This window comes from Pseudothauera nasutitermitis, from assembly GCF_004801295.1.
GTDB classification, from domain to species: Bacteria; Pseudomonadota; Gammaproteobacteria; order Burkholderiales; family Rhodocyclaceae; genus Pseudothauera; species Pseudothauera nasutitermitis.
On the sequence record NZ_SSOC01000001.1, the window covers coordinates 185,199 to 198,928 of the forward strand.

Here is a 13,730-nt window from a genome sequence, read left to right on the forward strand (position 1 = left end):
GACCGCGTCATCGGAATCCGCATGCCGCACCGACTGAACATCCGTTTCCAGCACTGGGTGCTGGGGTCCACCTTCCTGGTGGTGTCCGTGCTGTCGGCGGCGGTGTTGCTCACCGTGTTCCAGACCTTCCGCCAGATGGCCGAGGATGGCGCCTCCGGGCGCTTTTCGCTGATCGCCAACCGGGCCTGGAGCGAACTGGACGGCATGATCGGGCAGAACACCCGGTTCACCGCCGCGCAGGCCGATGCCGAACCCGCATTGTTCGTGACCCCCGGGGGACGCCTCAATACGCGCGACATGGTGCCCCTGTTCATCGGCTCGCTGAGCGCCCATCCCAGCACGTATTCGCATTTCTTCGGCTTGCCCAACGAGGAGTTCCTGCAGGTCATCGGTGTGCGCGGGCAACCCGGCGTGGCGGCGGCGCTGGGCGCGCCGGCGGGTACCGAATACGCGGTACGGCGCATCCTGCTGGAAGGCGGCGGACGCGGCGAATCCTGGGAATTTCTGGACCGCCGCCGCAAGCTGCTCGGCGAAGCGCGCCGGCCGGTCACCTTCGTGCCCACCGAGCGGCCGTGGTTCGCCGAGACCATGCAGCAAGACGGGCTGGTGATCACCGCACCCTACCTGTTCGCCTCCAGCGGCGCGCCGGGCGTCACCGTGGCGGCGCCGCTGCCCGGCCGCATCGGCGTGCTGGGGACCGATGTCAGCCTGGAGGCGCTGCAGACCCTGGTTGAAACCCTGCCCCTGCCGGACAACGGCGCCATCGCGGTGTTCGATGTCGATGACCAGTTGCTGGCCTTCGAAGGCCGCGGCAAGTACTTCGGGCACCTGAGGATCTTGCCGCTGGAGCGCATCGGCAGCATCGGCAGCCCCTACCTGCGCCCGGTGCATGAACGTACCGGCTCGAACGAATCGTCCATCGTCGAACTCGGCGCGGAGCGCGAGCAGTTCGTGCTCACCCGCTTCGAGTCGGGGCCGCCGGACGGGCGGCGCTTCGGCGTGGTGGTACTGGCGCCGCTGAGCGACTTTCTCGGCCCCTTCGCGCAGGCCAAGGACAATGTGATCGTGGTCACCGTGCTGATCATGCTGGTGTTCGCGCCGCTGTCCTGGATCGGCTCGCGCCAGGTGGTCAACGCGCTGAGCGTGCTGGCGGCCGATTCCGAGCGCCTCAAGCGCATGGATTTCTCCCGCAAGCCGCATCCGCCGGAAACCTTCCTGTACGAGGTCAATGCGCTGGGCGAGGCGCAGTGCGTGATGCAGGAGGCCATCGAACAACGCACCAGGCAACGCGACAGGGCGCAGCTCAAGCTTGCCCGCCTGGTCGATAACGGCATCCGCCTGTCGCGCCAGCAGGACCGCGACGCGCTGCTGCGCCACATCCTGTTCGGCGCGCGCGAGATCGCCAACTGCGCCGCCGCCACGCTGTACCTGAAGACCGAGCGCAATACCCTGATGCTCGCCCACCGCACTCAGGAAGACACCTTGCCGGTGGCGGAAATTCCGCTCTACGACGAAGCCGGCCAGCCCAACGAGCGCTTTCTGGCGGCCCACGTCGTCCTGCACGGCGAGAGCGTGGCGATCGACGACGTGCATGCGGAAACGCGTTTCGACCTGACCGGCACGCGCAGCTTCAGCGAGGCCAGCGGTTTCCGTACCGTATCCATGCTGGCCGTGCCGCTGAGCCCGCGCGCGGGCGAGGTGAGCGGGGTGATCCAGCTGCTCGACGCGCTGGACCCGGACACCGGCGAGGCGGTTTCCTTCGCCCCGGACATCGTCGGCTTCGTCGATGCGCTGGCCGCGCAGTCCGCCGTGGCGCTGGAGAACCGCAACCTGGTCGATGCCCAGCGCGAGCTGATGGATGCGCTGATCAAACTGCTGGCCGGCGCCATCGACGCCAAGAGCGCCTACACCGGCGGGCACTGCGAACGCGTGCCGGAACTCGCGCTGATGCTCGCGCGCGCGGCGGAAGACACCACGCACGGCCCGCTGGCCGATTTCCGCTTCCGTTCCGAGGACGAGCGCCGCGAGTTCCGCATCGGCGCCTGGCTGCACGACTGCGGCAAGGTCACCACGCCGGAATACGTGGTGGACAAGGCCACCAAGCTGGAAACCCTGTACAACCGCATCCACGAGATCCGCACGCGTTTCGAGGTGCTGCTGCGCGACGCGCGCATCGAGCAACTGGAGGCGGTGCATCTGCGCGGCGAGGATGCGGCGTGGGCCGAAGCGCGCTTCCAGGCCTGCCGTGCGCAGCTGATCGAGGATTTCGCCTTCATCGCCACGGCCAACATCGGCGGCGAGTCCATGGCGCCCGAGGACATCGAGCGCGTGCGCCGCATCGGCGCGCGGGTGTGGCTGCGCCATTTCGACGACCGCCTGGGGCTCTCGCAGGACGAACTGCGCCGCCGCGCCGCGCATCCCGCGCCTGCGCTGCCCGTGCCCGAGCCGCTGCTGGCCGACCAGCCCTGGCACGCGGTGCCACGCGAGACGCACTCGCGCGCCTACGACGCCAGCCACGGCTGGAAGCTGCGCATCCCGGAAAAGCTCTACGACTTCGGCGAGGTGTACAACCTGACGATCACGCGCGGCACGTTGACCGACGAAGAGCGCTTCAAGATCAACGAGCACATCATGCAGACCATCCTGATGCTCGAAAGCCTGCCGCTGCCGGGCAATCTGCGCCGCGTGCCGGAGTACGCCGGCACCCATCACGAAACCATGATCGGCACCGGCTATCCGCGCGGCCTGAGCGCCGAGCAGCTGTCGGTGCCCTCGCGCATCATGGCGGTGGCCGACATCTTCGAGGCGCTCACCGCCTCGGACCGGCCCTACAAGCCGATGAAGACGCTTTCCGAGGCCATCCGCATCCTGCACGGCTTCAAGCGCCGGCAGCACATCGACCCGGCGGTGTTCGACCTGTTCCTGACCTCCGGGGTGTATCTGGAATACGCCCGCCGCTTCCTGCGACCCGAGCAGATCGACGTGGTGGATATCACCCCGTACCTGGGTTGAGCGGCGGGGCGGCGCCCCGCTGCGCTCACATACCCAGCGATTTCAGCAGTTCATCGTGTTCGGAGGAGGTGCTTGCCGGCGCGGGACGGGCCGCCGCCGCGCGTTCATTGGCGCGCACCTGTTCGAGCAGCAGGTCGGGGTCCGGCTCTTCCTGGGCGTCGAAATCGCGCAGCTTGATGAACTCGGTGTGGTCGATCGCCAGTTCGAGATAGAAGATGTTCTGGCGGCCGGTATAGAAGGTCACGCGGCGCACCTCGGGCTTTTCCAGGCGGGTATCCACGCTGAGGATCACCGGATTGGTCAGCGCCAGCATCTTCGGCTGGTTCTGCGTGATGTGGGTCTGCAGTTCGCGCGCCACCTTGCCGGTGAAGTCGCCGACGATCTGGTTCATCAGTTCGCCCATCACGTTGCCGACCTCGTCCGAGGTGAACGAACTGGCCAGATCCGCGCGCGCCATGCCCATGTTGAGCATGTAGCTCTCGTACAGCTCCATCGCGGCGTGCGCGGAGAAGTTGATCACCACCAGCCCGGAGAAGCCGCCGTCGAACAGCACGAAGCAGCCGATGTCCGGCTTCAGCGAGGTCTTGGTGATGCGCTGGACCATGCCGGAGTAGCGGATTTCGCTCTGCGTGGCGATGTTGAGCACCTTGCTGACGGAATCGCACAGGCTGCGCAGGATGTCGTCGGTGCCGTAGACGGTTGGGTATTGTTGAGTGCTCATGATGGTGGGTGGCGTACGCGGTGGGTCGTGACGCGCATGTATAGCACATACCGGCCCCGGCGAGCGGGCCGGTTTCGTCCGCGTCACGCGGCGGCGCGGCGGCGCAGGGCGTGCAGGGTGGCGAGGCCGAACACCAGCCCCCAGAACGCTCCGCCGATGCCGAGCAGGCCGAACCCGGAGGCGGTGGTCAGGAAGGTGACCAGCGCGGCCTCGCGTTCCGCCTCGTGTTCGAGCGCCACCGCCAGGCTGTTGGCGATGGTGCCGATCAGCGCCAGCCCGGCGATGGCCGCCACCAGCGCGTGCGGAAACGCGGCGAACAGCCCGGCCACGGTGGCGCCCAGCAGGCCGGTGATCAGGTAGAACACCCCGGCCCACACCGAGGCCAGATAGCGCCTCGCCGGATCGGGGTCGGCGTCGCGGCTCATGCAGATCGCCGCGGTGATCGCCGCCAGGTTGTACGCGAAGCCGCCGAAGGGCGCGAGCAGCACGCCGGTGGCGCCGGTCCAGCCCACCAGCGGGGCGGCCGGCACGCTGTAGCCGTTGGCACGCAGCACGGCCAGCCCCGGCACGTTCTGCGAGGCCATGGTGACCACGAACAGCGGCAGGCCGACACCGATCAGCGTGGACAGCGAGAATTCTGGCGCGGTGAACAACGGGCGGGCGAAGGCCAGTTCGATGGCCTCGAAGCGGATCTGCCCCTGCGCGGCGGCGATCAGCAGCCCGCCGGCCAGCGCCAGCGGCACCGCGTAGCGCGGCAGCAGCCGGCGCCCGCCCAGGTACAGCGCGCACATGCCGGCCACCATCCACGGCGCGGCGCGCAGGGCGCCGAACAGCTCCAGGCCGAAGCGCAGCAGCACCCCGGCCAGCATGGCGGCGGCCAGCGCGCGCGGCACGTGGCGCATCAGGCGGTCGAACCAGCCCAGGAAGCCGCACAGCGCGATCAGCGCCGAGCAGAACAGGAAGGCGCCCACCGCCTGGCCCATCGACAGGCCGGCCAGCGCGCTCACCAGCAGCGCCGCACCGGGCGTCGACCAGGCAGTGAGGATGGGCGCGCGGAAGGCCAGCGACAGGCCGATGCAGGTCACCCCCATGCCGATGCCCAGTGCCCACAGCCAGGAACCCAGCTCCGCCGGCCCGGCGCCGGCCGCGCCGACGGCCTGGAAGATGATCGCCGCCGAGCTGGTGTAGCCGACCAGCACGGCGACGAAGCCGGCGGAAACGTGCGAGAGGCTGAAATGCTTGAACACGGCGGGCGGCTCCGGTGGGCTAGAATTTGTGCGTTATGGCGCACGGGCGGCACAGCCTAGCATTCGTGCGCTATAGCGCACAAGAAGAGGAGGCGATGGAAACGGTGGAAGCGAACGATGCAGGCATGCGTGCCGACCTGGCCAGCCGCCATCTGGCCGGCGCCCTGCGCGCGCGGCGCAAGGCGCTGGGCTGGAGCCTGGACCGCGCGGCGGCGGAAACCGGGGTCAGCAAGGCCATGCTGGGGCAGATCGAACGCGGCGAATCCAGCCCCACGGTGGCCACGCTATGGAAGATCGCCGGCGGGCTGGGCATGTCCTTGTCCAGCCTGTTGGAGCCTGCGGCCGCTGCCGGTACGCACCCGCGCCGCGCCGCCGAACTGCGCAGCCGCCCTGCGGGCGAGGGCATGCTGGTGGCGCCGCTGTTCCCGTTCGACGCGCGCACCGGCTTCGAGATCTTCGAACTGACCCTGCTGCCGGCCTACGAGCGTCTTTCCGAACCGCACGTGGCCGGCGTGGAGGAATACGTGCTGGTGGTGCGCGGCGCGCTGGAGGTGCTGGTCGAGGGTTCTTGGGTGGCGCTGGGCGAGGGCGAGGCGCTGCGCTTCGCCGGCGACCGCCCGCACGGCTACCGCAACCGTGGCGCCGCGCCGGCGGTGTTCCACAACCTCATCCACTACCCTGCCGCCACGCGCTGAGCTACAGCCCGAGCAGATTGCGCACCGCCAGCCCCTCGCCGCTCAGGTGGGCGAGCAGTTCGCGCTGGTGGTCGAAGTCGCGCGTCTCCATCTGCAGGATCACCTCGGTCATGCCCACCGGCACGTGCAGTTCGCCGCGCCGGTGCTCGACGTGGCGGATGTTCATGCCCAGTTCGGCCACGTTGCGGATCAGCCGCATCAACTGGCCGGGCGCGTCGCCGATGGTCACCGCCACGCTCATCAGGCGGCCGCTGGAGGCCAGGCCGTAGTCGATCGAGCGGCCCACCAGCGGCATGTCCACGTTGCCGCCGGAAATCACGCACACCGCGCGTTCGTTGGCGCCCAGGGTGATCTTCCTCTGCATCAGCGCGGCCAGGCCGACCACCCCGGCACCCTCGCCGATGGTGCGGGTGCGCTCCAGCAGGGTGACGATGGCCTCGGCGATGGCGTTGTCGTCCACGGTGACGATCTCGTCCACGTGGCGGGCGATGACCTGGCGGGTGAGCTCGCCGGGGCGCTTCACCTTGATGCCGTCGGCGATGGTGTGCGCGCCGGGCGGCACCTCTTCGAGGGTGCCGTCGGCGAGGAAGCGGCGGTAGGGCGCCACCGCCTCGGTCTGCACGCCGATCACGCGGATCGCCGGGTTCTGCAGCTTGAGTGCCAGCGCGATCCCCGAGATCAGCCCGCCGCCGCCCAGCGGCACGATGGCCAGGGTGAGGTCCGGCGCGTCTTCCAGCATCTCCAGCCCGCAACTGGCCTGGCCGGCGATCACGTCCCAGTCGTCGTAGGGGTGCAGGAAGGCCAGCCCGTCCGCCGCGGCCACGCGGCGCGCCTCGTCGGCGGCCTGTTCCAGGTTCTCGCCGTGCAGGCGAATGTCCGCGCCCAGCTTGCGGCAGGCCTGGATCTTGGTGAGCGGGGCGTTGGTGGGCATCACCACCACCGCACGCAGCCCGGCGAGCATCGCCGCGCGCGCCACGCCCTGCGCGTGATTGCCGGCCGAGGCGGCCACCACGCCCGGTGGGCGTCGGGTGGCCAGCAGGCGGTCGATCTTGTGGGTGGCGCCGCGGATCTTGAACGAGCCGGTGCGCTGCAGGTTCTCCAGCTTGAGTTGCAGGGCCAGGCCGAGTTCTTCGGAAAGCGGATCGTTGTGCCACTGCACGCTGCGGATCACCGCGTCGGCGATGCGCGTGCGGGCCTGCCGCAGGGCGGTGAGATCGAGTGGAATGGAGGCGGGCATGGGGCGATCGCAGGGGAGGTGGAGGGATGGTGGTGCATCATCGCACCGCGCGCGGTTCGGGAGAACCGCTTGTTCCGCGCTGTGCCGAAGAAAGCGAAAAGCCGCCCGGAGGCGGCCTTTCGCGGGCATGCGCAGGGCAGCGGATCAACGATAGCCGGCGCGGTCGAAGATGCGCTGCGCTTCGGCCACCGAGTCGGCCAGGCGGGTCATCGGCAGGGTGTCGACCTTGAACTCGCCCATCTTTTCCAGCGCCGGGTTGTCGACCTTCACGCCGGGCACGGCCGGCCATTCGTTGTTGCCGTCGGCGAAGTAGACCTGGGCCTGGTCGGAGGCCAGGTATTCGAGGAACTGCGCGGCCGCGGCCTTGTTCGGCGAGTGCTTCAGGATGCCGGCGCCGGACACGTTGATGTGCGTGCCCACGCCCTGCTGGTTGGGCCACACGAAGGCGACGGCCTCGACCACCTTCTGGTCTTCCGGCTTGGTGGAGTTGATCAAACGGGCCAGGTAGTAGCTGTTGGCGATGGCCACGCCGCACTCGCCGGCGGCCACGGCGCGGATCTGGTCGGTGTCGCCGCCGCGCGGCGGCCGGGCGAAGTTGGCCACCAGGCCGCGCGCCCATTCCTCGGTCCTGGCGGCACCGATGTGCTCGATCAGCGCGGCGCCCAGCGAGAGGTTGTAGGGGTGGCTGCCGGAGCGCGAGCACACCTGGCCCTTGAGCGCCGGGTTGGCGAGATCCTCATAGGTCTGCACCTGCTCGGGACGGATGGTGTCCTTGTTGTAGACGATGATGCGCGCGCGCGTGGAGAAGGCGATCCAGGTGTCGGTGCGCAGATGCGCGGGGATGCGCGCGTCGATGGCCGCCGACTTGAACGGGGCGAACAGGCCCATGTCGTTGGCGCGGCCCAGGCGGGAGGCGTCCACGGTGACGAAGACGTCGGCGGGACTGTGCTCGCCCTCGTTGCGGATGCGTTCGATCAGCTCGTCCTCGCGTGCCTCGATGCGGTTCACCTTGATGCCGGTGGCCTTGGTGAAGTTGCCGTAGAGATCTTCGTCGGTCTGGTAATGGCGCGCGGAATATACGTTGACGACCTGTTCGGCGTGTACGGCCGGGGCACTCAGCCCAAGGGCGACGGCCAGGGAGGCGAGGACGGTTTTCCTGATCATTTTCGGGTGTCTCCTTGTGGATGTGGCAGTTCGGATGCGTCTTCGAATCCTAGCGATACCAATTCCCAGTTGCAAATGAATCGTATTGCGGCTAATGTTATTGAAAATCATTCGCAAGCAGGAGAAACGCATGAACGCACTGATCGTCGGCGCCGACCGCCTCGGCAACATTCCCGGCGTGCTGGAGCAGTTCGGCATCCGCATCGCCGCCCACGTCAGCGGGCGGGATACCACCCACCAGCGCCGCAGCGCGCCGCTGCCGGCGGGCATTCAGGTGGTCATTCTGTTCACCGATTTCCTCGGCCACAACGTGATGCAGCGCTTCCGCGAGGCAGCCAGCCGCGAAGGCGTGATGTTCGTCTGTTGCCGGCGTTCGGTCTGCGCGCTGCAGGAAGCGCTGGGCCGGCGGATGAACGAGAGCGACTGCTCGAGCTGCGCCGGCAGCAACGGCTGCAAGCGCAAGAAGCGCTGAGGCCCCGGGAGGGCCGTGCAAGGATTCAGGAAAGGCGGGGAGGGCGCCGCGCTCAGCGCGTCGCCAGATTTTCCGTCGACGGCGCTTCGTCGCTGACCAGCCGGCGCGCGCCGCTGAAGCGCTGCGTCCAGTAGCTGGTCTGCATGCTTTCCACCCGCACCGAACCGCCCTTGGCGGGAGCGTGCACGAACTGGCCATCGCCCAGGTAGATGCCGACGTGCGAGAAGGTGCGTCGCATGGTGTTGAAGAACACCAGATCGCCGGGCTGCAGGTCGCGGCGCGTGACGCGGTTGCCCAGGCTGGCCATTTCCCGCGCGGTGCGCGGCAGATCGAGGCCGACCGCGTTGCGGAACACGTTCTGCACCAGTCCGCTGCAATCCAGGCCGGTTTCCGGGGAGGTGCCGCCGAAACGGTAGCGGATGCCCAGATAGCTCATGGCCTGATTGACCAGATGCTGCGTCTCGCTGACATAGTCGGCCACCGGCGCGCCGGTTTCAGCGTCGTCCGGATCGAACTCCACTGCCTGCGCGCTGGCGGGCAGCAAGATCGACAGGGCGAGGGCGGCAAGGAGTGGACGGGCACGCATCGCGCGGACTATACGCACGCGCATGGACGCTGTAAAGACGTAAGGCCTTGAATTGCTGCGCGGTTCACGCTCGCGAGGCGAGTTTGCGGCGGGTGCGTTCAAGCTCGCCGAGCGCGCGCGGCGTGGCCGCGCCGCGCGCGGTGGCATGGCCCTGCAGGGCTAGGAACAACTGGGCGATGGCCCAGGCATCGCCCAGGGCGTGGTGGCGTTGGAAGGTTTCCACGTCCATGGCCTTCATCCACTGGGCGAGCCGGGAGGGGCCGTCCGGCCCGGGCTCGAACACCGCCGGCATCAGCCAGTACAGATCCAGCCAGGTGAATTCCGGCGCATCGCCCAGCCATTGCCGCCAGGCCGCTTCCAGCATGTTGCGGTGGAATGCGGCGCCGAATACCACCAGCGGCGCCTTGCCGGCGAAGGCCAGCAAGCCCCCCAGGGCCGCGGCCGGGTCAGGCTCCAGCGCCGCATGGTAGCTGTCGAGCGGGTTCAGCAGGCCGCCATCCACGGCGATGGCAGCCACCGCGAGCAGGCGGTCGTGTTCGGTGTCCAGCCCGCTGGCCTCGGTGTTGACCACCACGTAGCGGGTATCGCTGTGCGGCCGGCCGAGTTCCGCCTCGGGCAGCGCGCGCCAGCGTTCGAATGCTTCGCCGGGCGCCGGAGCGGATTGTCCGGGAAGGAAGCGGCCGAGCCAGTTCATAGCTGGTAGTCCAGGCGCAGGCGCGATTGCAGCTTGCGCGCCTGGCGGAAGGCTTCCTTGAGGATGCGGCGGTCCAGTTCGTTGAGCCGGTCGGGGTTGATGCGGTTGTCTCCCGGCGCGTCGTGCTCGGTTTCCAGGTGTTGGGCACGCAGGCGCAGGAGCTGGATGAAGTGGAAGCCATCGACGATGGCCGACACTTCCTCGTTGGAAATCCCCATGCGCACCGCCGACTGGCGCAGGCGCTGCACCGTGCCGCTGGCGCTCACCCCGGTGCGCAGGGCGAAGATGCGCGCGGCGTCGACGAACAGGCGGGTGCCGAACTTCTTCAGGTCCAGCGTGCCGTCGTCCTCCACCACGAAGTCGCGCAGGCGGCCGAGCGGCGGCGCGACCTGCATGGCATTGACCGCCAGCAGGCGCTGGAAGGCGGAATTGGCGCGCGCGTTCTTGTTCAGCCAGCCCTGCAACTGGTCGCCCAGCAGCCGGTTGCCGTAGAGCACGCGGAAGTCGAAGAAGATCGAGGCGTTGAGCAGGGCCTGCGGGTCCGGCTCGCTGATCCAGCGGCCGAAGCGTTGGCGCCATTCCTCCGGGGTCAGGCACAGGTCCGGGTTGCTCGCCATGATGTTGCCCTTGCACAGCGGGAAGCCGCAGGCCGCCAGGTCGTCGTTCACCTCGCGGGCGAATTCCAGCAGGCGCAGCTTGAGCGGCTCCTTGTCCATCAGTTCGGGGCAGACGAAGATCAGCCCGTTGTCCTGGTCGGTGGACAGGGTCTGTTCGTGGCGCCCTTCGGAGCCGAAGGCCAGCCAGGCGTAGTCGATGCCGTAGAGATCATGACGTTCCAGCGCGAGGGTGATGATGCGCTGGGTGAGCGCGTCGTTGAGCGCGGAGATGAAGCGGGTGAGCTGTTCGGCGCCCACGCCCTGGGCGATCAGGTTGAGCGCCAGCGCGCGGATGTCGGTGGCCGCGCGCTGCAGTGCCTCGATGTCGCCGGCGTGTTCGATGCTGGCGCGCACTTGGCGCAGGCTGAGGCGCTGCAGGCTGAACAGGTCGCGTTCCGAGACCACGCCGCAGAGGCGGCCTTCGACATCCACGACGAGCAGGTGGCGAACGCCGTGGGTAGCCATCTCCAGCGCCGCCTCGTAGGCCGAGGCGCTGGCCGGCAGCACGCGCGGCGCGGGGGTCATGACTTCCTCGATGGGGCGGGCGAGGTCGAAGGCGGGCAGCACCACGCGCGGCAGCAGATCGCTCTGGGTGAGCACGCCGACCGGGTGTTCTTCCTCGTCGGCGACCACGATGCAGCCGATGCGCAGTTCGGCCATCTTCTCCAGCGCGGCGCGCGTGGGGGTATCCGGCGAGACCCAGGCCGGCGCCTGCTTGACCAGTTCGCCCAGCGGCGTGGTCATGGTCTGCTGCTCGGCGGCGCGCTGCGCGAAGGTGGTCTGCAACTGCTGGCGCGACTGGTTGAGCAGGCTGGCGATGTACTGCGTGCAGAACAGGTGGAACACCGGGCTGATGCGCATCAGCTCGATGAACTCTTCCACGCTGATCTGGAAGACGAAGCTGTCGTCCACAGCCAGGTAGGTGTTGGTGGACGGGCGCTGCGCGGATACCGCGCCGATCGGAAAGCACTCGCCCGGCCCCAGCGTCAGCGCGGTGTACTCGGTGACCGTGGCCGGCCCCTGCTGGCGGGCCTGCACCTTGCCGCGCTGGACGATGTAGAAGTGGCGCGGGTGCCCCATCTCGGGGGTGAGGATGGCGCTGCCGCGCGGATGGAAGCCCAGGGTGGCGCGCTCGGCCAGAAAGGCCAGCGCCTCCGGCTCCATGCGGTCGAAGGGCGAGAAGCGCTTGAGGAAGTCCGAACTGGCTCCCACCAGCAGTTCGGGGGCGGTCTGGGTCATGGCGCGCGATTCCGCGGGAATGAGTGCGCCATTATCCCGTATCCGCGCACCGGCGGGCGATTCACCGGTGCGCGGGAGGGGGGGCTTCAGAGCACCTCGGCTGCGTGGTCCGCCAGGCGCGAACGCTCGCCGCGCTGCAGGGTGATGTGGCCGGAGTGCGGCCAGCCCTTGAAACGGTCGACGGCGAAGGTGAGGCCGGAGCTGCCTTCGGTGAGGTAGGGCGTGTCGATCTGCGCGATATTGCCCAGGCAGACCACCTTGGTGCCGGGGCCGGCGCGGGTGATCAGCGTCTTCATCTGCTTGGGGGTGAGGTTCTGCGCCTCGTCGATGATCAGGAACTTGTTGATGAAGGTGCGCCCGCGCATGAAGTTCAGGCTCTTGATCTTGATGCGGCTGCGGATCAGGTCGCGGGTGGCCGCACGGCCCCACTCGCCGCCTTCGCCGGTGGTGCCGTTGAGCACGTCCAGGTTGTCTTCCAGCGCGCCCATCCAGGGCGCCATCTTCTCTTCCTCGGTGCCCGGCAGGAAGCCGATGTCCTCGCCCACCGGGACGGTCACGCGGGTCATGATGATCTCGGAGTAGCGCTTGGTCTCCAGCACCTGGGTGAGCCCGGCGGCGAGCGTCAGCAGGGTCTTGCCGGTGCCGGCCTGGCCGAGCAGGGTGACGAAGTCGATGTTCGGGTTCATCAGCAGGTTGAGCGCGAAGTTCTGCTCGCGGTTGCGCGCGGTGATGCCCCAGATGTTGTTCTTGTGGTGCGAGTAGTCGGTGAGCGTCTGCAGCACGGCGGTGCGCCCGGACTGCTCGGTCACCCAGGCCTGCAGCGCGTTCTCGCCGTCCTGGTAGACGAATTCGTTGATCAGCAGGTCGGTGGTCAGCGGGCCTTTCACGCGGTACCAGGTGTGACCTTCCTCCTTCCAGGATTCCATGCCCTTGGCGTGGGTGTCCCAGAAGTCGGCGGGCAGTTCGCGCGTGCCGGTGTACAGGAGGTCGGTGTCCTCCAGTACCTTGTCGTTGAAGTAGTCCTGCGCTTCCAGGCCCAGCGCGCGGGCCTTGATGCGCATGTTGATGTCCTTGGAGACCAGGATCACCGGGCGCTTGGGGAAGCGCTCGGCTAGGTGCATGACCACCGCGAGGATCTGGTTGTCGCCCTTGGCGGTGGGCAGCGCGGCGGGCAGCTCGACGTTGATGGCCTCGGTCTGCAGGAACAGCTTGCCGCTGGCCAGGCCGCGCGAGGGTTCTTCCAGGGCGATGCCGTCGTGCATGTCCTCCAGCGACGAGGTGACGATCTCGTCCATCGTGCGGCTGGCCTGGCGGGCGTTGCGCGCCACTTCGCTCATGCCCTTCTTGTTGGCGTCGAGTTCCTCGAGCGTCATGATCGGCACGTAGAGGTCGTGCTCTTCGAAGCGGAACAGGCTGGTGGGGTCGTGCATCAGCACGTTGGTGTCGAGGACGAACAGCTTGGTTGCGGATTTGGACTTGCTGCGGGTGCTGCGGGATGCGCGCTGGGTCATCGTGGCGGCTCGCTGGTCGGGGGAATCTGCGGGGATTGGCGCTTACAGGGCGCGGACGAATTCGAGCACTTCCTGGGCATGGCCGGGCACCTTCACGCCGCGCCACTCGCGCGCCAGGCTGCCGTCGGCGGCGAACACGAAGGTGCTGCGCTCGATGCCGCGCACCTGCTTGCCGTACATGTTCTTCATCTTGATCACGCCGAAGGCGGTGCACAGCGCCTCGTCGGCGTCGGAGATCAGTTCGAAGGGCAGTTCCAGCTTGGCCTTGAAGTTCTCGTGCGACTTCAGGCTGTCGCGGCTGACGCCGAACACCCGGCAGCCGGCGGCGGCGAAATCGGCGTGCAGGGCGCCGAAATCCCTGGTTTCGTTGGTGCAGCCCGGGGTGTTGTCCTTGGGGTAGAAGTACAGCACCAGCTTGTTGCCTTGCAGGTTGCCGAGGGCGAGCGGGCCGCCGGTGGCCGGCAGGGTGAGCGTGGGAAGATTCATGGCGCCTCCG

At 68.3% G+C, this 13,730-nt stretch carries 12 protein-coding genes; 3 read left to right on the forward strand and 9 right to left on the reverse strand.

Going from position 1 to position 13,730, the window contains the following annotated elements; all coding sequences use genetic code 11:
• The first annotated feature begins 21 nt into the window (after positions 1-21).
• Positions 22-3,012: an HD domain-containing phosphohydrolase gene (locus E6C76_RS22165; protein ID WP_211090069.1), complete on the forward strand. Its 2,991-nt coding sequence runs from the start codon at positions 22-24 to the stop codon at positions 3,010-3,012.
• 25 nt (positions 3,013-3,037) lie between these two features.
• Here E6C76_RS22165 and E6C76_RS00900 read toward each other — a convergent pair whose 3' ends face one another.
• Positions 3,038-3,733 (reverse strand): DUF3334 family protein, encoded by a 696-nt coding sequence (locus E6C76_RS00900; RefSeq protein ID WP_136346392.1) that lies wholly within the window; start codon positions 3,731-3,733, stop codon positions 3,038-3,040.
• An 83-nt stretch (positions 3,734-3,816) separates the two neighbouring features.
• Positions 3,817-4,980, reverse strand: coding sequence for a benzoate/H(+) symporter BenE family transporter (locus E6C76_RS00905; RefSeq protein WP_136346393.1), 1,164 nt, complete (start codon positions 4,978-4,980; stop codon positions 3,817-3,819).
• A gap of 95 nt (positions 4,981-5,075) precedes the next feature.
• Between E6C76_RS00905 and E6C76_RS00910 the strand changes: the two genes are divergently transcribed.
• Entirely contained in the window at positions 5,076-5,675 is a 600-nt protein-coding gene (locus E6C76_RS00910; protein WP_136346394.1) for a helix-turn-helix domain-containing protein, read from the forward strand.
• A gap of 1 nt (position 5,676) precedes the next feature.
• On the opposite strand, the gene ilvA is transcribed toward E6C76_RS00910, so the two are convergent.
• Positions 5,677-6,912, reverse strand: coding sequence for a threonine ammonia-lyase (ilvA, locus tag E6C76_RS00915; protein WP_136346395.1), 1,236 nt, complete (start codon positions 6,910-6,912; stop codon positions 5,677-5,679).
• Positions 6,913-7,056: 144 nt separating this feature from the next.
• Positions 7,057-8,076 (reverse strand): Fe(3+) ABC transporter substrate-binding protein, encoded by a 1,020-nt coding sequence (locus E6C76_RS00920; protein ID WP_136346396.1) that lies wholly within the window; start codon positions 8,074-8,076, stop codon positions 7,057-7,059.
• Positions 8,077-8,206: 130 nt separating this feature from the next.
• Between E6C76_RS00920 and E6C76_RS00925 the strand changes: the two genes are divergently transcribed.
• A complete protein-coding gene (locus E6C76_RS00925) occupies positions 8,207-8,548 on the forward strand; it encodes a DUF2325 domain-containing protein (RefSeq protein ID WP_136346397.1) in 342 nt (113 codons plus the stop codon).
• A 52-nt stretch (positions 8,549-8,600) separates the two neighbouring features.
• On the opposite strand, the gene E6C76_RS00930 is transcribed toward E6C76_RS00925, so the two are convergent.
• The 5 genes from E6C76_RS00930 to E6C76_RS00950 all read right to left on the reverse strand — a co-directional run bounded on the left by E6C76_RS00930 (position 8,601) and on the right by E6C76_RS00950 (position 13,720).
• A complete protein-coding gene (locus E6C76_RS00930; protein WP_136346398.1) occupies positions 8,601-9,134 on the reverse strand; it encodes a C40 family peptidase in 534 nt (177 codons plus the stop codon).
• A gap of 64 nt (positions 9,135-9,198) precedes the next feature.
• Positions 9,199-9,828, reverse strand: a complete 630-nt coding sequence (locus tag E6C76_RS00935; RefSeq protein ID WP_136346399.1) for a 3'-5' exonuclease — start codon at positions 9,826-9,828, stop codon at positions 9,199-9,201.
• The gene (locus E6C76_RS00940; protein WP_136346400.1) at positions 9,825-11,723 is read right to left on the reverse strand and encodes a DUF294 nucleotidyltransferase-like domain-containing protein; all 1,899 of its coding nucleotides are present in this window, start codon (positions 11,721-11,723) and stop codon (positions 9,825-9,827) included. Before E6C76_RS00940 ends, E6C76_RS00935 begins: the two co-directional genes overlap by 4 nt.
• A gap of 86 nt (positions 11,724-11,809) precedes the next feature.
• Entirely contained in the window at positions 11,810-13,234 is a 1,425-nt protein-coding gene (locus E6C76_RS00945; protein WP_136346401.1) for a PhoH family protein, read from the reverse strand.
• 42 nt (positions 13,235-13,276) lie between these two features.
• The gene (locus E6C76_RS00950; protein WP_136346402.1) at positions 13,277-13,720 is read right to left on the reverse strand and encodes a peroxiredoxin; all 444 of its coding nucleotides are present in this window, start codon (positions 13,718-13,720) and stop codon (positions 13,277-13,279) included.
• Positions 13,721-13,730: the final 10 nt, after the last annotated feature.